Raw genomic sequence first — 20,111 nt, 5'->3', positions numbered from 1 at the left:
AGGAGTAGTGGTGCGGCTTTGGGAGAGAGGCCGAATCGCGCTGCTGGCGGCGTTCCTCTCGATGCTCGCGGGATGCGCCACGCTTGGAGGCGCGCCTCCTCCGGCGCCCACCTCGGTCCAGACGCTCGAGTACTATCCATTCCAGGTCAAGGGCTATCAGAACAGCTATCCGCATCGATCGATCCTGGTGCTGGTGCCGACCGACGAGCGCAAGAAGGCGGATGACACCGAAGGCGGCTCCGCGCCGCTCGACGGCAACCCACAAATCGGCGTCTCGATCGGCAAGGACGGGGTGCTCTCGCAGCGCCTGTACAGCGCGCCGCTGGGACCGATCGTGCAGTTGGCAATCGCGCGCGCGGCCGAGGAAGCGGGCATGAGCGCGGTGAAATCGAGCGACGCGGCGTATCGGGCGGGCAAAAAACTACCGCAGGAATACGTCGTGCTCGGCAGGATCCGCGAATGCTGGGTGAAGAAGAATCGGCGCGCCGACGGCCGCTACGGTCCGGTCTGGCGCACGACCGCCGACTTCGTGCTCGACGTCGAAATCTACAAGCCGCCGTTCAGCGTGCCGTTCTGGGCGGGAACCGCCGCCGACACCTACTACGATCCGCCGGTCGGCTCGTTCGGACTTGGCGCTGAGGACGAAGCCGGGATTTACGACGAACCGGGGCAGGTGCTCTCGGTCGCGCTGACGCGCGCGGTGGCAGGAATCTTCCGCCGTTCCGATCTGCGCGACCTGATGCTCGAGGACGACATCCACCCTCATTGAACTGGAGCGTTAGCAATTTTTCTGAAGAGATCAGTTCTTTTTCTTGCCTACTCTGAACGGATGCTTCTGCCCTTGATACACATCGCCAGCCCGCGCTCCGTAGCCGAGGCTTCTGGGGAGTTTCCTGTCGAGTTTCAAGAACGACAACTGACAAGGACGGTCGATAAGAGGAGTCAGTTCGATGTCGAGTTCACCGCTATTCATGATTTCCAGAACGATTGGTCCACTCCATCCCGGCTGAATCCATGGTGCGGTTTGATGCATGCTAAGACCGACACGCGCATAAGCAGTGCGACCTTCGATCAACCCGATAAGATCCAGCGGAATGCTCACGCTCTCATGGGTCATCGCCAGCACGAGCTGATGAGGCTTGAGAAGAAAAGAGTTGAGTTGGCCCATCTCGTTCTTCTCCTCAAGCGTGATCGTTTTCCAGAAGCCCAAACGACCAAGTTCTTCGAGACCGCGCGCGACCGAAACTTTGACGCCTTTTATCGGCTGTAGGATCGTGAAGCTGAAGCCCAGCCGAAGATCTACGGAAGCCTCTCCCCACTGATCTTCTTCAAGCGGCGGGTCAAACCTGATTCTTTTGGCAGCTACCGCCTTGCGGAGTGCCGGTTGGGATTGAACCATTTGGCAAACGGTCTCGGTTCGCGCCTACACATGCACCACGTTTGACTCGGCCCAGGCACGCGGCAGAGACGCCACACCGCGGGCGCTAGTAAAGAACGAGCCCGGAAGTTGGACCTCGATGATACCGCCGTCGATTCTAACGATTTTGCCTATGACAAAGGCTTCATCGCCACGTTTCTCGACCGAGGATTGCTTAACAAAACCGGAAAGGACGACGCCGGGCTCGAAGCCGATCGTGACGGCCGCCTCGTCGAATGGACCCGGCTGTGCTTCGCATTTAATCTTGACCATGTCGCCTTTCTTGAACGTCATTGCACGATCTCCCAGCCGACTGCGTTCGCCTTGTTCGCGTATGTTGGAAAACTAGTGAAAAACCACCGATTTGACAACGTCTCAGAGGTTACGGAGACCTGACTGGATTCACAATTGCGTGTGCATGGTAACAAACTGTCCACATTTCAAATCGATAAAGCACGCCGCTGGGCCCGCATACAATCGACGGTGGGTGGCGCACTGTGGGCAATTCTTAATTCTGAATTCGAACGTCACCGGAAGATTTCACAGGGAACCTGCCACCACCTCGGTTTGCCTTCTCTTTGAACAACTTGGATGTTCGCATAGTTTGGTAGCATGGCGGTGAGCGGCGCGAAGCTCGATCTCAATCATCCTAATTCCAGGGACAAGCATCATTACGATCCTTGTATCGTGGTGATATTCGGCGGCGCCGGTGATTTGAGCCATCGCAAGCTGATACCCGCGCTCTACAATCTCTCGATCGACGACGACTTGCCGGAACGGTTCGCGATTCTGGGCTTCTCGATGGAGGATCTGGGCGACCAGCAGTATCGCGAGTTCGCGCGCGCCGGAATCGAGAAGTTCTCGCGCCGCGCAATCGCCGAGGAGCAATGGGCCAAGTTCGCGCCGCGCCTCCATTTCTGCCGCGGCACTTTCACCGCCGCCGCCTCCTACCAGAACCTGCGCGAACGACTCGAGGCGCTCGACGAGGAATGCAAAACGGCGGGCAATCGCGTTTTCTATTTCGCGATTCCGCCGGCTTTCATCGACACCTGTTCGGCGGGATTGACCGCGGCCGGATTGATCAAGCCGCCCGCAGCCGGGCTTCCGTACACGCGGGTCGTGGTCGAGAAGCCGATCGGCTCCGATTTCGACAGCGCGTCCGAAATCAACGGGCAATTGGCGCGGCATTTCGACGAGCGCCAGATTTTCCGAATCGATCATTATCTCGGCAAGGAGACCGTGGAAAACCTGATGGTGCTGCGCTTCGCCAACTCGATCTTCGAGCCGATCTGGACCTCGCGCTTTATCGATCACGTCCAGATCACCGTCGCCGAGGCGGAAGGCGTCGGCACCCGCGCGTCGTACTACGATCACGCAGGCGCCCTGCGCGACATGGTGCAGAGTCATCTGCTGCAGACGCTCTGCATGATCGCGACCGAGCCGCCGAATACCACCGGCGCAGAATCGGTGCGTGACGCCAAGCTCGACGTGCTGCGCTCGCTGCGCCCGCTCGGTGACGAGGACCTCGACAAATGGGTGGTGCGCGGCCAGTACGCCGAGGGGTTGATCGGCGGCGTGCCGGCCAAGGCGTATCGCGACGAGGAGGCGATCGCGCCCGACTCGAAAATCGAAACTTTCGCGGCGCTCCGATGCTGGATCGACAACTGGCGATGGGCCGGCGTGCCCTTCTATCTCCGCACCGGCAAGCGCTTGCCCAAGCGCGCGAGTGAGATTGCGATTTACTTCAAGAGCGTGCCGAGGATTCTCTACAACGCGAATCCGCGCGCGCCGCTGGCGCCCAACATGCTGACGATCAGGATTCAGCCCGACGAGGGCCTCGATTTGTACATCATGTCGAAGGTTCCCGGTTCGCAGACTCGATTGCAGCAGGTCAAAGTCGATTTCCATTACGTCACTTCGACGCCGGAGGCCTACGAGACGCTGCTCAACGACGTGATTATCGGCGACCAGACGCTCTTCATGCGGCGCGACACGGTCGAGGAGGCGTGGAAGTTCGTGCAGCCGATCCTCGACGCGTGGGGCGAATCGCCGATCGACCCGCCGATCTACGCCGCCGGCTCGTGGGGACCGCTCGAAGCGGCGCTTATGATCGCGGCGGACGGACGCACTTGGCGAACGCTCTAAGGGAGTGTAATGGGTTCTGAAGAGGATTCATCAGATGAGCACTCCGCCAATCACATTGACACGCCATGTCATGTCGAAGAAATCGGCCGCGATTCCGGTCGGCGACCTCGCGCTGATCATGGAGCGGATCGGATTTGCCGGTAAGCGCATCGCGCGCGAACTGACCGTCGCGTCGCTCGGGGGGGAACTCGGCTACACCGGCGATACCAACGTGCAGGGCGAGCAGGTCAAAAAACTCGACCAATGGGGCAACCAGGTTTTCCTCGACGCGTTCGAGCACGGTTACCCGGTCTGCAGCCTGATCTCCGAGGAGATGGAGCAGCCGCATCACTACGCCGACAACTGCCGCGATAGCAGTTACTGCGTGCTCTACGATCCGATCGACGGAAGCTCGAATATCGACACCAACGGCTCGCTCGGCACGATCTTCGCCGTGCGCAAGCGCGCCGCAAAGCACGGCAGCGGAATCGAAGATCTGCTCGCGCCGGGCGGCCAGCAGGTCGTCGCCGGGTACATCGTGTATGGCCCGAGCACGCAACTGGTTTATACGGCTGGCGCGGGCGTCGATATCTTCACGCTCGACCGGAGCCTCGGTGAGTTCCTGCTCTGGAAAGAGAACGTCAGGACGCCTCCGCACGGCAGCGTCTATGCGGTGAACCAGGGCAACGCCGGCAAATGGCACGAGGGCGCGCGCAAGTTCCTCGCCCATATCACCAGCCGCAAGGACAAACGCTCGAGCTATTCGCTCAGGTACTGCGGCGCGTTCGCCGCGGATTTCCATCGCCTGCTGCTCGAAGGCGGCATCTATCTCTATCCCGGCGAAGTCTCCGAGGGCGGCAAGTCCAAAGGCAAGCTCCGCCTGATGTACGAAACCGCGCCGCTCTCGATGATCGCGGAGCAGGCGGGCGGTCGCGGCTCGACCGGCAAGGGCCGCATCCTCGAGGTCACGCCGTCGGCGATTCACGATCGATTACCGGTCTATATCGGCAGCGCGGAGGAAGTTGCACTGGCCGAGGAGTTCAAAGCCGAAGGCTAACGCGCGGCGAGGTTGGCGATGGCTGGTCTGATTCTGGCCGGCGACGTGGGTGGGACCAAGACCGAGCTTGGGCTCTACCAGGTCGCCGCTGGGCGCGCGCTTCAACTCGTGTGCCAGCATCGCTACTCGACGTTGCAGTTCAAAACTCTGGAAGATACCTGCGTCGATTTCCTCTCCGATGGCGTCAAAGTCGATGCGGCCTGCCTCGGCGTGCCCGGCCCGATCATCGACGGCGTCGCGCAAGCGACCAACGTCCCGTGGGTCCTTTCGCAAGCAAAATTATCTGCGGCACTCGGCGGCACGCCGGTCCGCCTGATCAACGATCTCGCGGCGACGGCGTACGGCGTGATGTATCTGACGAGCACGGAAGTCGCGGTGCTGCATCCGGCGGAGAATCCGCCCGCGCATGGCAACATCGCAGTGCTCGCGGCCGGTACCGGTCTCGGCGAATCGGCACTGGTGTATGAAAACGGCAGCTACTACGCGGTCGCATCGGAGGGCGGCCACGTCGACTTCGCGCCGCGCGGCGAAGAACAGATCGAGTTGCTGCGCCATCTCGAAAAGCAGTTCGGCCACGTAAGCTATGAGCGCGTGCTCTCGGGACCGGGAATCGCGAATATCTACCGCTTCCTGCGCGATCGCAGCCGCATCGCGGAGCCCGCGTGGCTTACGGATCAAATCGCGACCGGCGATCATGCGGCGGCGGTGAGCGATGCGGCGCTCAAAAAATCCGACCCCGTTTGCGTTCACGCACTCGAGATGTTTTGCGATATTTACGGGGCTGAGGCGGCGAACCTCGCGCTGAAGGTGCTCGCATTCGGCGGCGTCTTTCTCGGCGGAGGAATCGCGCCAAAGATTTTGCCGATGCTGACGGGGGGCGCGTTCGTGAAAGCATTCCTGTCGAAGGGCAGGCTGAACGAGATACTGAAGCGGATGGAAGTGCGAGTCGCGCTGAATCCCGCGGCCGGGCTGATCGGCGCGGCCCATCGCGCGGCGGCGATGCTGTGATATAGGAAGTCCAGGGAAATTTTTGTGGGGGTTGGAGACCAATGACTAAACGAGTTCGCGAAATTCTTTCCTACTACGATTCCGAAAATGCCGGCGTGCGCAGCAATCTCGCGCGGATGCTCAATCACGGCAAGCTCGCCGGCACCGGCAAGTTCGTTATCCTGCCGGTGGACCAGGGCTTCGAGCACGGCCCCGCACGCAGCTTCGCCGTCAATCCGCCGGCCTACGATCCGCGTTATCACTTCCAGCTCGCGATCGATGCCGGATGCAACGCCTACGCGGCGCCGCTCGGCTTCCTCGAAGCGGGCGCGCCCGAATACGCCGGCGAGATTCCGCTCATCCTGAAGCTCAACAATCACGACGTGCTGAACGACGAGAAAGATCCCGCGCCCGCGGTCACCGCGAGCGTTAAGGACGCGCTCCGGCTCGGATGCGCCGCCGTCGGACTCACGATTTACCCCGGCTCGTCGGCGGCGAAGACGATGTACCAGGAGGCGCGGGAAATTGGCGCAGAAGCCAAGGCCCACGGCCTCGCGCTAGTGATGTGGTCCTATCCGCGCGGCTCCTCGATCAGCAAGCAGGGCGAGACGGCGATCGATGTGGTCGCGTACGCCGCGCAGATCGCCGCGCAACTCGGCGCGAATATCATAAAGGTAAAGCCGCCGACTGCCTTTATCGAGCAGCCCGAGGCCAAGAAGGCCTATGAATCCAACAAGGTAACGCTCGAGCCGCTCTCCGCGCGCATCAAGCACGTGATCCAGTCCGCCTTCGACGGTCGCCGGATCGTGATTTTCTCCGGCGGCCCGAAGGAAAGCGACGAGCAACTGATCAATGACATCCGCCAGATTCACGCAGGCGGCGGTTTCGGATCGATCATCGGGCGCAACAGCTTCCAGCGGCCCAAGCCGGCCGCGATCGAGCTGCTCGGCAAGATCATGGACATCTATCGAAGCTGATCGCAAAGTTGATCGCGACGACTAAATCAGTACGGTGAATTGAGTGAAATACAGCGAGTATCAGCATCTTCTGTTCGAGCGCAAAGACGACGGGATTCTGCTCATCACGATCAATCGTCCCGACGTTTTGAACGCCACCAATAATCGCCTGCACTGGGAGCTCAGCCGCGTGTGGCTCGATATCGCCGACGACGCCGAGACCAACGTGGTGGTCGTGACTGGCGCAGGGCGCGCGTTTTCCGCCGGCGGCGACCTCGCGATGATCGAGGACATGACCGCTAACGCCGGCAATATCGCGAAAGCGTGGAAGGAAGCGGGCGACATCGTTTACAACATGATCAATCTCGACAAGCCGATCATCACGGCGATCAATGGCGTCGCAGTCGGCGCGGGACTCGCGGTCGCGTTTATGGCCGACATTAGTATCGCGTCGGAATCGATGCGCATCACCGACGGCCATTTGCGCCTCGGCGTCGCGGCAGGCGATCACGCGGTGATCATCTGGCCGCTTTTGTGCGGGATGGCGAAAGCCAAGTACTACCTGATGACCGCGGATTTTATCGACGGCAAGGAGGCGGAGCGGATCGGTCTCGTCAGTCTGTGCGTGCCGGCCGACAAGTTGATGGACAAGGCGATGGAGGTCGCGCGCAAGCTGGCGCGCGGTCCGCAGCAGGCGCTGCGATTCACCAAGCGCTCGCTCAACAACTGGCTGCGCGCGGCGGGACCGGCGTTCGACGCGTCGCTCGCGCTCGAGATGATGGGCTTCTTCAGCCCCGATCTGGCCGAGGGCGTCAAGGCCCTCCAGGAAAAGCGCCAGCCGTCGTTCCCGGGCTTCGCCACGACGAAGTAACAAAGGCCTCTTTTGGCAAGGCCGCAAATTTGAAATACTCATGCCGCTTGGAAATGTTGGATTAACCTAACAGGGGACAGAAGATGAAGAAGTTTGCGATTGCGGCGGCCTCGGCGATGCTCGGGGCGACATTACTTTTCGCGGCGAGTGCGCCGTCTGCGTATGCGGCCGGCAAAGTCGATTGCGACGCCGTGATGAAGGAACTGGGCAGCGGCAAACACGCCAAGGAAGTCGCCAAGGATCTCAGCATCTCGACCTCCAGCGTCTATCGCTGCAAGAAGCACGCGAAGCAAGCTGCCAAGGCAAGCACTTCGTCGATAAGTGCGGCGACCAAGAATACGATACCGCGGGCTCCGCAGTCCGCGCCGTCGCCTGCGAAATAGCCAGAATCGAGCATCCCGGCGCATCGCGATGAACGTGCGCGACGCGTCGGGATAAAAACTCTCGCCGCTCGACGTCGCCCGCGACGCCCGCAAGACTAAACTCAATGCCGAAATGTGAACTGTGCGAGCTGCGAGACTACACGCAGCGCTACGCCTCTTTCGTCCATCCGTTCAGTTTTACCATCCTCGATTGCGATTCATGCGACACGCCGATGGCGGTGCTCGGCGATCACCGCGCCGCGCCGACGGATGAAGAACTCGCGTTCATGGTCGAGGCGTTGTCGCTCATCGCGCGCGCGAAGTACGGCGCCGACAAGTTCATCATCGACGGCGTGATGCGTCAGATTCCCGATCATTGCCATATGCATGCGCGCCCGATTCTTTGGCGTCACGATTAGACTCGTTAGCATTTTTGCGTTTCCACCAGTTTTAACCCTCATTGGCCTGTTTTGTAAGCTGACTTCGGTTGTGCTATATGCGCGCCCGTACGCGCCGCTTGGGGAAGCGGCACGCACGCCGGAGCGCACCTGGCATCGCTCCGGCGTTTCCCTTCAGGAGGTACGGGGGAAATGGCTAACGGCACGGTCAAGTGGTTTAGCCCGAAGAAAGGCTACGGCTTCATCACGATGGAAGACGGGCAGGAAGTGTTCGTCCATTACAGCGCTATCGACGGAGCAGGGTTTCGCTCGCTCGAGCAAGGCGAGCGCGTCGAGTTCGAAGTCGCGCAGGGGCCCAAGGGGTTGCAAGCCTCGAACGTGAATAAGGGCTAGCGGCGAGGCAGGATTCCGGCAAATAAGGGGTGCAATCGGCGGTGGCGGCGGCGCGCGCAGCGCACGTCACATCGCGGAGTTGAGTCTGCCGCATCCGAAACTATGCGATCGGCGCCGGCGACGAGTATGGTCTTTGACATCTGATGCTTGATGCGTGATGATCGCCACGTGCGAACGACGCTGGATATCGACGAAGACGTTTTGGAGAGCGCCAAGGAGCTCGCGGCTCGGCGTGAGACTACCACCGGGCGCGTTCTTTCCGAGCTGGCCCGCAGCGCACTGGCGCCTCGCGTACGCTCTCTGCGAAAGCGCAACGGCGTGCCGCTGCTGCCGGAGCGACGAGGAGCGCGGCTCGTCACGCCGGAAATCGTGAATCGGCTCCGCGACGAACCTTAGGCCGCGCATGATGGCACTGCTCGACGTGAACGTGCTGGTCGCGCTGTTTGATCCTGCCCACCTGCATCACGAGGCGGCTCACGCCTAGTTCGAGAGCAATCACCGCCACGGATGGGCGACTTGCGCGCTTACCGAGAACGCGATGGTCCGCGTGTTGTCCAATCCGGCCTATCCTGGCCGGCGCACCACGGCGGAAGATGCGACCTCGCGATTGCGCACTTTCTGTTCGGCTCGCGAGCATGTGTTCTGGCCCGATTCGATCAGCATCCGCGACGCACGGCGGTTCCGCTGGAAGCACGTTCAGGGGCATCGCCAACTTACCGACGTCTATCTGCTCGCCCTTTCGGTATCGAACCGGGGCCGCTTGGCCACTTTCGACTCCGCGATCTCGCTGAAGGCGGTGGAAGGCGCGGCGGAGCCGAACCTGGAGCTCATCGGGGCATGACGGTCGAAACTAGGCGATCGGCGCCGGCAGGTTTTTGAGAATCCCGCTCGCTTGTGCATACGGATCGGACGCCGGCTTCTCTGCGACCATGCCGCCGGCGATCGTTTCGATCTCATGCATCCCGAGCGCGCGATAACTCTCGAACTGTGATTCGCTGAACCACTGATCGGCGGTCGATTCGTGCGGGAACTCGCCGCATCGCCGCTCGTAGTTCAGCACGTCGGCGGGTTCGTTGCCGATGATCGTGGGCTTGACGTAAATCAAACGGCCGTCGGGAGATCCCGGATCCACGTGGTTGTACTTGATCGTTCCCACGGCGCAGTACTCGGTCTGGATACCGCCCGCGTTGTGCTTGGCAAAGTTCGGAAAGCTGGGAAAATCGATCGGGATACCTAGATCGATGCGCACTTTTCGGATCGCGTTGCCGAGATTTTCGAATGTGGTGCGCAAATCCTGGTCAGCATCGATCACCACGATCGTATGGCATCGCCGCAGCACCATCTCGTATAGACCGAGATTTTCGAAATGACCGCCGTCCGAGAGATGCACAAATGGCCGCTCGGCGCTGGTGCGGCCGAGCGCTTCGTCAGCGAAATACTTCACGCCGAATCCCGGTTGCGCGCGCATGTAGGTCTCGTTGCCGGCGCCGCCCGGATTGCCGAGCCACCATCCGAGCCGCACATTGAAAATTGAAAGCAGCATCGTGACGATGGGCGACGAGTTGTAGCCCATGTTCGGACTCACCGCGGCGCCCGAAATCGCAGTGGCGGTGCCGAGCGTGAGCGGTAGTTTGGGGTCGGATGGCTTGGGATCCTGGAACCACAGGATATTCTTGCTCGCATAATCGTTTGCGCGGCGATATCCGCTGCGGAAACTTCCAACGTGAAGCGGAGTCACGGTGAAACTTTCGGCCTTGCGCTCCTGCCATGCGAGCTTGTCAGAGATCGGCGCGACCAGGTTGAGCGCGATATTGATCACCGGCATCAGCTTGCGCGGTGATTTTTGCCACAACTGGCACATCGCGAGATTGTCTCTGGGATCGAAGCCGGTAAACGGATTGGGCTGGCGCTCGCCCTTCTCGCGCGAGGCGCCGAGGTAGGCGCGGATAAGCCGATTACGATACATCGCGTGCAGCGAGTACTTATTCACGTCGATAAACAGCGACGTCGCGAAGCCGAAGAGAGCTGTTAGCAGAAGCGTGGCTAGCACGACCAGGCCGGAGAATGCGCCGTACCTGAGACTCCAGCTAAGGTCTGGAATTGCGATAGCCTTCCATTGCGAAAAGGCATCGCCAGGGAACTTCTTATTGATCCACGGCTGAATGTCCTCGATGACCGCGCTCGACAGATGCTGCACCAGCCACAATCCCGCGAGCGACAAGGCGCAAAGAATCAACGCGATTGCGATTGCGCCCAGTATGGGCAGACTGCGCTGCAACAGCGATGAAGATGAAGTCCCGGCCCGGGCTTCGGTCCGCGCGCCAGTCTTCGAACTCCAGCCAAGGTAAGTGGTGAGCGCGCTACTTACAACGCCTGCACCGACCGACCAGGGAATCATCACGCGATGCAATAACAGCAACGGGCCGAACAGCGAGACTGCGCCGAATGCTGACCAGCCTAGAGTCGCGATCAGCGCCCATGCGCCCATCCGCGCCCAGTACTCGCGGTCTTCATCGCTGGTAAAGAGCGTCACCAGTCCTATGAAGATAGTAGCGGCGAGCAGGAATACGATCAGCGTGATTGGCGGCATCAGGCAGAAGTACAGCGTCGGAAATTCTCTGCCGCCAACCAGCCAATTCGAGGTCACGACTCGGTAGAGCATCGCGCCGCCCGCAACGCCGCTAAGCGCCACCGCCAGCAGGCTCCATAGGATAGCGATCCGCTTCGAAAACAGCTTCGCGCCCAACAGCAACGCGTTGAGCGACCATCCAAGCACTCCGGCGATGCTTCCGTAAAGGATAAATGGACCTGGTCCGCTATCGGGCGCGTGAAACAGATAGGTTGCGAAGAGAAAACTCGAAAGCGTCAAGGGGGCAAGGAAGTATAGGAGAAAGCTGCTTTGCGCGCGCCGCGCCAGCCACCATCGCGAGCGCTCTCTAAGGAGTTCAAGGTGGCTAGGTCGCGCCAATCCTTCATAGAACACTGCTATCGCCATCGTTATCACGGCGAGCACGAAGCATCCGTAACGGGCATTGATGGAATAGCCGTGGAATTCGTGGCTGTCCCACAACCATTGATTGCGCATCAGGGCGAACAACAGATCCGGCATTAGCAGGATCGCAATTAGCGGCGGCAGTATCACCGACCAATGCAATAGAAGGTTGCGCAGAAAAATTCCGATCAACGTCCAGGTATCGGTCGAGAACAAGCCGGTGCGGGGCGTCAGGTAGTTGCTGAAGTTGCGCAGATAGAAGACGGGATCGGGTTCGGGCTCGAGCTTGAGGATTGCCGGCCTGGCTGGTTGCTTGGCGCCGGGCGCCGGCCTGGATTGCTGTGCATCGTGGGGCTCATGCTTAGGTGGCTGCGTGCCGCTTGGCTCAGTCTTAGGTTGCTCTGCGTGGCCGTCCGGTGTTTTCTTAAAATGCGGCGCGCCGCCATCGGTCTTTGCCGTAGCGAGCTGAGATATGACGTCAGGCAGTCCGTCTTTGTTCCAATAGGTCCACGCAGCAAGCCAGCTACCCAGGTATCCGCCGCCGGACACCGTCGATAGATAGTCGAAGCGATCGAGCAATCCCTTGCGAGCAAGTCCCTGTACTACGCCGAGGCAGAAGGTCGCGCTGCGGATTCCACCACCGGAGAAGCAAAGCGCCGAAAGCTCGCTCTGGTGCAATCGATCGACCACGCCCGACAGCATCGTTTCGTCGATCGGCTGGACCGCGCCGGCTAAAGCTCGATCGAGCAGAAATCGATTGAGCGCTATGACTTTGTCCTCCGGCAACTGCTCGGGCTTCTGATCTGCAATCCACCTCGATTCGGCCAGTGCAGGAAATGCGGCGTAAAGGTCTGCCATCCTGAGCAAGCCATTCAAAAATCGAGCGTCTGGTTGCGTCGTCGCTAATGAAGCTAAGGCCGCCGCAGCTACTTCGCCGAAGTTGAAGGAGCGGGTCCCTGGCGTTTTTGCTATTAGCGATTGCAGTTCAGGTAGTCGGAGTTCCAGGTGCCGGCTTAGCAGAGTCGGGTCGATAGTATCGGGCGGCCGATACTCATAGGGAGATGCTTCGGCGCCTGGTTGCTTTTCATCAAGCTTGGTATCAGCAACTATATCGGCGGTCGGAGGCCGAAGTTGATCGAGTTCCTCGCCGAGCATCTGCCACAGCGGTAGCGGCCAATCCATACAGCTACCTCGCGTGAATCAAAGCGATCGTACCGACAAGCTAGCCGAGTCACCCAGGGAGTGACTAGAGGTTACTATTCGCCGGGGCGGGCCATGCGCGATCCCAGTGGCCGTGGTGGATGCGCGGCAGCACCGGCTTTCGATACGGTCGCTTGAAGCCGCCGTCGGGATAGCCGAGCGGGATTAGCGCGATCAACTGGTACAGTTCGGGCACGCCGAACGTCGCCTTGGTCTCGGGCTCGCGGCTACTCAGCATCGTGGTCATCGCAGAGCCGATCCCGAGGGCGCGCGCGGATAGCATCAGCAACTCGATTGCGGGAAACATCGAGCCGTAGGTCGCGCCGAAGTTGAACAGGTCGTCGGCGCTGCCGCGCTCGACGCGCATCTTGGGGCGATCGAGAAAGACCAGCAGATGGACCGGCACGATCGCGAGCGTCGCGGCGAATTCGTCGCCGGTCGCGATCGCTTTGACGGCGCGCGGCGAAAGCGTGGTGCGGCCGCGGATGATCGCGCTCTCCTTGTAGGGCTCCCAGACTTCCTGGTAGAGGCTTTGGATTTTCTTGCGCGCATCGATATCCCGCACCACGACGAACTCCCACGGCTGCGCGTTCGAGCCCGACGGCGCCATGTTGGCCGTCTCGAGCACCTTCATCAGGTCGGCTTCCGGAATCGGGCGATCGAGAAAGCGGCGCACGGTGGGGGTTGAAGTTGCGACTTCGAAAAAATCCATTGGCGCCTCCCGCGAGGATGACTCGGACGCAAGTTAGCACAGGACGCCGGGAAATTTCCTGCCTGCGCGAAGCGCGGGCGCGAGCGAATCAGACGAGTTCGATCGAGGCGGCGGCGCGATCGATGACGCGTCCGACGATCGCGGCGTCGCGATGCCCCGAATCGTGCAGTTCCGCGAGCAGCGCGACGGCCTGCGCTGCCGGCAGTGCGATCAGCAGCCCGCCCGAGGTCTGCGGGTCGAATGCGATCGTCGCCATTTCGTCGGCGACTTCATCCGAGATGCGCACGTTCGGCGCGTAGTAGTCGCGATTGCGTGTTCCACCGCCGGGAATCACGCCCTCACGCGCGAGTTCGAGCACGCCGGGCAGCAGCGGCAAGTCGGACTCCTCGAACACGATCGTCACGCCGCTGCCGTCGGCCATCTTCATCGCGTGGCCGACCAGTCCGAAGCCGGTGACATCGGTGGCGGCGTGAACATCGTAGCGGAGCATCGCGGTCGCGGCGGCGGCATTGAGCTGGCACATCGAGCGGACGGCGGCATCGTACGAATCGGCGGGCAGCTTGTCGCGCTTGAAGGCGGTCATCAGGATGCCGGTGCCGAGCGGCTTGCTGAGGATGAGCGCATCGCCGACTTTGGCGCCGACGTTGCGCACGATTCGGCGCGGATCGATCACGCCGGTAATCGCCATCCCGAATTTGACTTCGTCATCGGCGACGGTGTGACCGCCGACTACGACCACGCCGGCTTCGCGCGCCTTTTCGATTCCGCCGCGCAGAATTTCAGCGAGCATCTCAGGCGGCAATCCGGATTGCGGCCAGCATACGATATTCAGCGCGGTGCGCGGCACGCCGCCCATCGCATAGACGTCGGAGAGCGCGTTGGCGGCGGAAATCTGGCCGTAGGTGAAGGGGTCATCGACGACGGGTGTGAAGAAATCGACGGTGTTCACGATCGCGAGGTCGTCGGAAAAACGGAACACGCCGGCGTCGTCGCCCGTCGTGATGCCGACGAGCAAATCAGGATGGCTCGGCAATTCGAGCCGCGACAAGACTGCGGACAGGTCCGCCGGACCGAGCTTACCGGCTCAACCCGCAGCCTTGCATCGCGCGGTGAGGCGAATCAGTTCGCCGCGCGACGGATTGTTGTCCTTGCTGTTGGACATGCGCGTATTGTCGCGCATCGCGGGCGTCGTGTCAGCCGAGCGTGGCGGTTTTGGCGGCCGATTTCCGCAGAAACGGCTTATTTGCTGGGGTTAAGACGCAAATCACGTGAAACATCTTTTAGTTCAGGAGAATGAAACGCGAATGAAGACTCGGGATCCTTCGACTCCGGCAGCCTTCGCTCAGGATTGTTTGTGCGGGAGAGGCGGGTAGACGAAAAGATCCGGGACTCTTCGGCAGAGCTGCCTTCGCCTCAGAGTGACAAGATTCGTGAGAGCATTCGCCACAAGAAAATTCACAAGCTCTCAGGATGGCGGAAGAGTGGCACGGAGCGGGCAGGAAAGGTTGCGAAATTCTAGTCGGCGGAGGGGGTCGGCGTGGCTTCGGGCGGGATGGGGGTCGCGTCGGCGGCGCCGAGATCGTTCAGAATTTCGATCGCGTGAGTTGACGGATCGACGTTGGGATAGACCTTCAGCACCTTGCCATTCTCGTCGATCACGTAAGTCACTCGCCGGTCGAGGCCGAGAATCGGGATGCCGTTCGCCGCGCCGTAGGACGTCGCAATCTTGCGATCGGGATCGAGCAGCAGCGAAAACGGCAGGCTGTATTTCTGGATGAATTGCCGGTGCGCGTCGGCCGAATCGATGCTGCATCCAAGCACCACCAGGCCCGCGTTCTGAAAGCGCGCGTAACCGTCGCGAAATGCACACGCCTCCTTGGTGCATCCGGGGGTGTCGTCCTTAGGATAAAAATAGAGGATGACTTTCTTGCCGTGAAAATCCGCCAGTGAGACCGGCGTCTGTTGATCACCGGTGATCATCTGGGTCGAAAATGGCGGCGCGAACTGACCTTCCTTGACCAGGTCGGCGCGAGCGATTCGCGGCCGCAGCGCGATCGCTCCGGCGATGAGCACGATCGCAACGACGCCGAGAATGAACATCTTCATACTCGCGCCGCTAACGCATCAGCATTCATCAGCCGCGAAGCTCGATCATCGATCACACCTGGTAGAGCCATTCGCGATAACGTGGATCGCGGCCGCGGAGCGCATCCTGAAAAACCGACATCACTTTGGCAGTGAGCGGACCGGGGCGCCCCGAGCCGATTTTGCGATCGTCAAGTTCGACCACCGGCGTCACCTCCGCGGCGGTGCCGGTCATGAATGCTTCATCGGCGATGTAGAACGCGTCGCGCGCGAAGGATTGCTCGCGCACCTCAATGCTCAAATCGCGCAGGATTCTGATGACCGCGTCGCGAGTGATTCCCGCCAGCACCGAGGTCAGCGGCGGCGTCACGACGATGCCGTCGCGAATCACAAACACGTTCTCGCCGCTGCCTTCCGCGACAAAGCCTTCAGTATTGAGCAACAGCGCTTCATCGTAACCGCCGCGGCGTGCTTCGTAACCGGCGAGGATCGAATTGACGTAATGGCCGGTGACCTTGGCCGCCGGCATCATCGAGTTGTGATGAAATCTCACGAACGACGAAGTCTTGAGCCGCACGCCCTTCTCGGCGCTGTCCTGGCCGAGATACGCGCCCCACGGCCACGCGGCGATCGAGACGCGAATCTTGTTGCCGCGCGCCGACAGTCCCATCTCGCCTTCGCCGAAGAACACCAGCGGCCGCAAGTAGCACTCGGCGAATTTGTTCACGCGCACGATATCGGCGCAGGCTTTGAGCAATTCCTCCTGGCTGTAGGGTACTTTCATCTCGACGATATGGCCCGATTCGATCAGGCGGCGGATATGCTCGCGGGCGCGGAAGATAGCCGAGTGGCCGTTATCGGTCTTGTAACAGCGCATCCCTTCGAATACGCCGAGGCCATAGTGCAGGCTGTGGGTGAGGACGTGCACGGTGGCCTGATCGTAGGGCACCATCGCGCCGTCCATCCAGATTTTGTCGGAGCGTAAATTGTTGGCCGCCAAGGATTTCACCCTCGCCTCTCGTCGGGACGGTTGGACGAAGACTGCGCGCGATAAACGCGACGCGTCGGTTATTGCATCGTCAAAGTTAGTAGATGCGGATTAGTTAGTCGATGGCCTTCGCGGGGACAACCGCCGCGTTCGGTTCGGCGTGGCCGGAGGCATCCTGATTGGCGTTGCTACCATGGTGCGTCGCGGCGCCGACCTCGCTATTAACTGAATCATTCGGCGCGACGGGCAGAGCTTGGTTCGCCGCGCCGCGTCGAGGGCCGCGACGACGACGGCGTCGCCGGCGGCGATCGCCCGTAGCTTGAGCATTCGAGGGCGCCTGAATCGTGTTGAAGGTCTCGGGGTCAGCCAGCAGGCGGATCGTGCGGCTGATATCGATACTGTAAGTTGGCGCAGTCATCTCGAAGAACAGGCGCGCGTCGGGAAAGTACGGCCGACGCATCAGGCGCCGCGTACGGCGGGTGGGCGCCGCGAGGTTTTCGAACGCCTCGAGGATCAGACGCATCTGCTCGGTGTCGCCGCGCGCGAATCCTCGAGCGCGGAGTTCGGCGAGCAGATCGATTCGGCGCGATCGCTCGCGCTGGAACTGAGCGCGGAAGACGTCGAGCATCAGGGCAGACAGCACCGTCGAGCGCTCGGGGATCGTACCGGCGGCGATAGTTTTGCCGAGCGCATAGACATTGCGAATTGTGGCCTGCTCGGCCAGCGTACCCTCGCCCGCCTTCAGATGCTCCGACAAGATTGGGAGCACCGACTCGAGCAGTCCGAGTTCCTCCATCAGTACGACCGCGTGCGCAGCTTCGGGTTGGCCTAGAGTACGGTAAGTCTCTTCGACCAGGCGCGGAACCGAGGCTTTGCGCAAATCGGCGCGATGGCGCTCGATTGCAGCGCGCGTCGCCGGCTCGATCTCGAAGCCGAGTTTCGCTGCGAAGCGGACCGCGCGCATCATGCGGACCGGGTCCTCGCGCATCCGGAGTTCGGGATCGCCGATGGTGCGGATAAGGCGCGCTTCGAGATCGTTCACGCCGCCCGGAAAATCGATCACCTGGAAGGATTGCGCGTCGTAGAAGAGCGCGTTCACCGTGAAATCGCGGCGAAAGGCGTCCTCCTCTGGCGTGCCGAAAGTGTTGTCGAGGCGGATCAGCGGGTCGTCGCTATCGGCGACTTCCTCGCTCTGGCGGCGGAAGGTCGCGACCTCGACGTTCTGCCGTCCGAAGAAAACGTGCACCAGTCGGAAGCGCCGGCCGATCAGGCGCGAGTTGCGGAACAGGTCGCGCACCTGCTGCGGATGCGCCGAGGTGGCGACGTCGAAATCCTTGGGCCGCCGCGAGAGCATCAGATCGCGCACGCTGCCACCGACCAGAAACGCGAGATGGCCCGCGCCGGTCAGGCGATAGAGCACCTTCAGGACGTTGGCGTCGATATCTCGGCGTGAGATGGGATGTTCTGCGCGTGCGAGTATGCGAGGTTCCAAAGCGACTTCCGGCAGACGGCAAATTCGCCCCGACGCTAGCACGACCGGGCCAAATCTTCATCGGCCCGTCGCACCCTGCCAATAACGCTGCAAACGAGTTAGGCTACTCGGAGTAACCAAGGAGATTTTCCCATGGCAGATTTCTTGACCGATGTAAAAACGATTCGCGAACGCGCGCGCGCGCATATCGAAGCAGGCGCCGTCACCGAAGGATACAAGGCTGACCGCAAGAAAGTGCTGGCGGTCCTCAATGAAGTGCTCGCGACGGAACTGGTTTGCGTGCTGCGCTACAAACGCCACTACTACACGGCCCAGGGCATCAACGCCGACGCCGCGAAGAGGGAATTTCTGCAGCATGCGAACGAAGAGCAGCAGCATGCGGATTGGGTGGCGGAACGAATCACGCAGCTTGACGGCGCACCGAACTTCAATCCCGAGGGCCTCGCGACGCGGAGCCACGCGCAATACGTTGAGGGCCAGAACCTGACCGAGATGATCAAGGAGGACCTGGTCGCCGAGCGAATCGCGATCGAGACCTACTCAGAGATCATCCGATGGCTCGGCAATGACGATCCGACCACGCGAATCCTGATCGAGCAGATCAACAAGGCCGAAGAAGAGCACGCGAACGACATGGCCGATCTGCTGAAGAAGATGTTCTGAAGATTTCCGATCGAGGCACGGGCGGCGATAGCGCTGCCCGCGCCTGCTTTTCTTCTCGTCACCTACTTCCTTCTCCGCCATCCCGAGCGGAGGCTGCCGGAGTCGAGGGATCTCGACGCGTGCTGCTCTGCTGTCATCCGCATTTTCGGTGTGGATCGGACGCGCGCGCGAGTATAAAGTCGCCTACTTCAAAGTATTAACTGTTTTCGTTATTCATCCTGGTGGCCGGGGAGGCTCTGACGGTGATCCCGATTCGCTACAACTTGCGGAGCCTGATGGTGCGGAGAACCACGTCGGCGATGACCGCGCTGGTGGTGATGATCCTGTTCATCCTGTCGGGCTTCGTCGCGGGCCTCAGGCAGACCGTGCTTAAAAGCGCGGTGCCGGATACGTGGATCGTGCTGAGCCGCGGCACGGCGACCGAACCCGACAGCTATCTCACGCTCGATCAGTACAAGATCATCAAGAGCCGCGCGCAGATCGCGACCAACGCCAAGGGGCAGCCGCTGGTCTCGCCGGAAATGGTGACGGGCTTCAATCCGGCGCCCGAGGAGCCGGCCTCGAAGGTGATTTTTACGCATCTGCGCGGCGTCTATCCGATCGCATACGAGGTTCATCGCGGGATGAAGCTCGAGAGCGGGCGCTGGCCGACCGGCGGCACGGCGGAGATGGTGGTCGGGCGCAAACTGGCGGCGCGATTTCCGAATCTCGCGGTCGGTAGCAACTTTCGCTTCGGCAAGCGCGACTGGAAAATTGTCGGCACTTTTTCGGACCGCGACAGCGCCCGCGAATCCGAAGTGCTGACCGATCTCGATTTGCTGACGCAGGATTTTCACATGGGCCACGGCTTCAATTTGCTGCACGTGATTCTGAAGCCGGGCACGGAAGAGGCGTTCAAGAGTTCGCTGACGACTGACGCGCGCGTGCGGGTTGACGTGGTGTCCGAGCACGAGTTCTACACGCGCCAGACTGACTTCGTCGATCAGTTGCGCGCGCTCGGACTCGCGGTCGCGATCATCCTCGCGATCAGATCGATCTTCGGCGCGATGAACACGATGTATGCCGCAGTGACGCGGCGCACCGGCGAGATCGGTGTGCTGCGGGCGCTCGGATTCAATCGCTTCAACGTGCTGATTTCGTTCGTCAGCGAGAGCATCCTGCTCGGAATTGCTGGCGCGATCGTCGGCGAAATTCTCGGCATCGTGGTGGCGACCGCGACGGGGCTCAGCAGTGATTTGATGAACGTCGGATCGTTTATTTTCAGGTTCCAGATGACGCCGGGCGCTTTCGTGGCCGGTCTGGTCGCGGGCGCGCTGATCGGCGCTCTCGGCGGATTGCTGCCGGCGTGGCGCGCCTCGCGAGTCGGCGTGATCGATTCGCTGCGCGCGGTCTGAGCGCCCTGGGTGGGGGTGAA

General features: G+C 61.1%; 21 protein-coding genes. 13 read left to right on the top strand and 8 right to left on the bottom strand.

Translation table 11 applies throughout. The annotated features are described in order from the left end of the window. Nucleotides 1-10: 10 nt before the first annotated feature. The gene (locus Q7S58_RS09190) at nt 11-769 is read left to right on the top strand and encodes a hypothetical protein (RefSeq protein WP_304823884.1); all 759 of its coding nucleotides are present in this window, start codon (nt 11-13) and stop codon (nt 767-769) included. Between the two features lie 30 nt (nt 770-799). Here the strand turns inward: Q7S58_RS09190 and dcd are convergent, their stop codons facing one another. Next, nucleotides 800-1,399, bottom strand: a complete 600-nt coding sequence (gene dcd / locus Q7S58_RS09185; RefSeq protein WP_304823881.1) for a dCTP deaminase — start codon at nt 1,397-1,399, stop codon at nt 800-802. A 24-nt stretch (nt 1,400-1,423) separates the two neighbouring features. Beyond that, nucleotides 1,424-1,711, bottom strand: a complete 288-nt coding sequence (locus Q7S58_RS09180; protein ID WP_304823878.1) for a hypothetical protein — start codon at nt 1,709-1,711, stop codon at nt 1,424-1,426. Nucleotides 1,712-2,035: 324 nt separating this feature from the next. On the opposite strand from Q7S58_RS09180, the gene zwf reads away from it, so the two are divergent. The 10 genes from zwf to Q7S58_RS09130 all read left to right on the top strand — a co-directional run bounded on the left by zwf (nt 2,036) and on the right by Q7S58_RS09130 (nt 9,406). After that, nucleotides 2,036-3,562, top strand: coding sequence for a glucose-6-phosphate dehydrogenase (gene zwf / locus Q7S58_RS09175; protein WP_304823875.1), 1,527 nt, complete (start codon nt 2,036-2,038; stop codon nt 3,560-3,562). Nucleotides 3,563-3,596: 34 nt separating this feature from the next. Next, nucleotides 3,597-4,598, top strand: a complete 1,002-nt coding sequence (fbp, locus tag Q7S58_RS09170) for a class 1 fructose-bisphosphatase (RefSeq protein ID WP_304823872.1) — start codon at nt 3,597-3,599, stop codon at nt 4,596-4,598. 18 nt (nt 4,599-4,616) lie between these two features. Further along, a complete protein-coding gene (glk, locus tag Q7S58_RS09165) occupies nt 4,617-5,606 on the top strand; it encodes a glucokinase (RefSeq protein WP_304823869.1) in 990 nt (329 codons plus the stop codon). Between the two features lie 41 nt (nt 5,607-5,647). Further along, nucleotides 5,648-6,562 carry a class I fructose-bisphosphate aldolase gene (locus tag Q7S58_RS09160; protein WP_304823866.1) on the top strand — a complete coding sequence of 305 codons (915 nt, stop codon included), beginning with the start codon at nt 5,648-5,650 and terminating at the stop codon, nt 6,560-6,562. 43 nt (nt 6,563-6,605) lie between these two features. Beyond that, nucleotides 6,606-7,412: an enoyl-CoA hydratase/isomerase family protein gene (locus Q7S58_RS09155; RefSeq protein WP_304823863.1), complete on the top strand. Its 807-nt coding sequence runs from the start codon at nt 6,606-6,608 to the stop codon at nt 7,410-7,412. Between the two features lie 83 nt (nt 7,413-7,495). Continuing rightward, a complete protein-coding gene (locus tag Q7S58_RS09150; RefSeq protein WP_304823860.1) occupies nt 7,496-7,795 on the top strand; it encodes a hypothetical protein in 300 nt (99 codons plus the stop codon). Between the two features lie 104 nt (nt 7,796-7,899). Continuing rightward, on the top strand, nt 7,900-8,193 hold the full coding sequence (locus Q7S58_RS09145; RefSeq protein WP_304823857.1) for a hypothetical protein: 294 nt from the start codon (nt 7,900-7,902) through the stop codon (nt 8,191-8,193). 171 nt (nt 8,194-8,364) lie between these two features. Next, a complete protein-coding gene (locus Q7S58_RS09140) occupies nt 8,365-8,565 on the top strand; it encodes a cold-shock protein (protein WP_304823854.1) in 201 nt (66 codons plus the stop codon). Nucleotides 8,566-8,715: 150 nt separating this feature from the next. Next, the gene (locus Q7S58_RS09135; protein WP_304823851.1) at nt 8,716-8,961 is read left to right on the top strand and encodes a hypothetical protein; all 246 of its coding nucleotides are present in this window, start codon (nt 8,716-8,718) and stop codon (nt 8,959-8,961) included. Nucleotides 8,962-9,103: 142 nt separating this feature from the next. Further along, nucleotides 9,104-9,406 (top strand): hypothetical protein, encoded by a 303-nt coding sequence (locus tag Q7S58_RS09130; protein WP_304823848.1) that lies wholly within the window; start codon nt 9,104-9,106, stop codon nt 9,404-9,406. Between the two features lie 9 nt (nt 9,407-9,415). Here the strand turns inward: Q7S58_RS09130 and Q7S58_RS09125 are convergent, their stop codons facing one another. From Q7S58_RS09125 to pcnB, 6 genes are all read right to left on the bottom strand, one after another. After that, a complete protein-coding gene (locus Q7S58_RS09125; RefSeq protein ID WP_304823846.1) occupies nt 9,416-12,739 on the bottom strand; it encodes a patatin-like phospholipase family protein in 3,324 nt (1,107 codons plus the stop codon). A 64-nt stretch (nt 12,740-12,803) separates the two neighbouring features. Further along, on the bottom strand, nt 12,804-13,469 hold the full coding sequence (locus Q7S58_RS09120) for a nitroreductase family protein (RefSeq protein WP_304823843.1): 666 nt from the start codon (nt 13,467-13,469) through the stop codon (nt 12,804-12,806). 88 nt (nt 13,470-13,557) lie between these two features. Then, entirely contained in the window at nt 13,558-14,631 is a 1,074-nt protein-coding gene (gene selD / locus Q7S58_RS09115) for a selenide, water dikinase SelD (RefSeq protein ID WP_304823937.1), read from the bottom strand. Nucleotides 14,632-14,984: 353 nt separating this feature from the next. Beyond that, nucleotides 14,985-15,569 (bottom strand): peroxiredoxin, encoded by a 585-nt coding sequence (locus tag Q7S58_RS09110; protein WP_304823840.1) that lies wholly within the window; start codon nt 15,567-15,569, stop codon nt 14,985-14,987. Nucleotides 15,570-15,627: 58 nt separating this feature from the next. Then, on the bottom strand, nt 15,628-16,554 hold the full coding sequence (locus Q7S58_RS09105; RefSeq protein ID WP_370655491.1) for a branched-chain amino acid transaminase: 927 nt from the start codon (nt 16,552-16,554) through the stop codon (nt 15,628-15,630). A 103-nt stretch (nt 16,555-16,657) separates the two neighbouring features. Then, the gene (gene pcnB / locus Q7S58_RS09100; RefSeq protein WP_304823834.1) at nt 16,658-18,034 is read right to left on the bottom strand and encodes a polynucleotide adenylyltransferase PcnB; all 1,377 of its coding nucleotides are present in this window, start codon (nt 18,032-18,034) and stop codon (nt 16,658-16,660) included. Between the two features lie 132 nt (nt 18,035-18,166). Here pcnB and Q7S58_RS09095 point away from each other — a divergent pair, with 132 nt between their 5' ends. Together Q7S58_RS09095 and Q7S58_RS09090 are read left to right on the top strand one after the other, a co-directional pair. Next, on the top strand, nt 18,167-18,697 hold the full coding sequence (locus tag Q7S58_RS09095) for a bacterioferritin (RefSeq protein ID WP_304823831.1): 531 nt from the start codon (nt 18,167-18,169) through the stop codon (nt 18,695-18,697). Between the two features lie 221 nt (nt 18,698-18,918). Continuing rightward, the gene (locus Q7S58_RS09090; RefSeq protein ID WP_304823828.1) at nt 18,919-20,091 is read left to right on the top strand and encodes an ABC transporter permease; all 1,173 of its coding nucleotides are present in this window, start codon (nt 18,919-18,921) and stop codon (nt 20,089-20,091) included. The last annotated feature ends 20 nt before the right edge of the window (nt 20,092-20,111 follow it).

The organism is Candidatus Binatus sp., from assembly GCF_030646925.1.
Taxonomy (GTDB): Bacteria; Desulfobacterota; Binatia; order Binatales; family Binataceae; genus Binatus.
The sequence above is the reverse complement of the archived record's forward strand: the minus strand, read 5'-3'. Positions and strand labels throughout refer to the sequence as shown.

Bases quoted from the DNA above. Each gene is read 5' to 3' on its own strand.
- dcd (WP_304823881.1), bottom strand. From the start codon at position 1,399: ATGGTTCAATCCCAACCGGCACTCCGCAAGGCGGTAGCTGCCAAAAGA.
- Q7S58_RS09180 (WP_304823878.1), bottom strand. From the start codon at position 1,711: ATGACGTTCAAGAAAGGCGACATGGTCAAGATTAAATGCGAAGCACAG.
- fbp (WP_304823872.1), top strand. From the start codon at position 3,597: ATGAGCACTCCGCCAATCACATTGACACGCCATGTCATGTCGAAGAAA.
- glk (WP_304823869.1), top strand. From the start codon at position 4,617: ATGGCTGGTCTGATTCTGGCCGGCGACGTGGGTGGGACCAAGACCGAG.
- Q7S58_RS09160 (WP_304823866.1), top strand. From the start codon at position 5,648: ATGACTAAACGAGTTCGCGAAATTCTTTCCTACTACGATTCCGAAAAT.
- Q7S58_RS09150 (WP_304823860.1), top strand. From the start codon at position 7,496: ATGAAGAAGTTTGCGATTGCGGCGGCCTCGGCGATGCTCGGGGCGACA.
- Q7S58_RS09145 (WP_304823857.1), top strand. From the start codon at position 7,900: ATGCCGAAATGTGAACTGTGCGAGCTGCGAGACTACACGCAGCGCTAC.
- Q7S58_RS09140 (WP_304823854.1), top strand. From the start codon at position 8,365: ATGGCTAACGGCACGGTCAAGTGGTTTAGCCCGAAGAAAGGCTACGGC.
- Q7S58_RS09135 (WP_304823851.1), top strand. From the start codon at position 8,716: ATGCGTGATGATCGCCACGTGCGAACGACGCTGGATATCGACGAAGAC.
- Q7S58_RS09130 (WP_304823848.1), top strand. From the start codon at position 9,104: ATGGTCCGCGTGTTGTCCAATCCGGCCTATCCTGGCCGGCGCACCACG.
- Q7S58_RS09125 (WP_304823846.1), bottom strand. From the start codon at position 12,739: ATGGATTGGCCGCTACCGCTGTGGCAGATGCTCGGCGAGGAACTCGAT.
- Q7S58_RS09120 (WP_304823843.1), bottom strand. From the start codon at position 13,469: ATGGATTTTTTCGAAGTCGCAACTTCAACCCCCACCGTGCGCCGCTTT.
- Q7S58_RS09110 (WP_304823840.1), bottom strand. From the start codon at position 15,569: ATGTTCATTCTCGGCGTCGTTGCGATCGTGCTCATCGCCGGAGCGATC.
- Q7S58_RS09095 (WP_304823831.1), top strand. From the start codon at position 18,167: ATGGCAGATTTCTTGACCGATGTAAAAACGATTCGCGAACGCGCGCGC.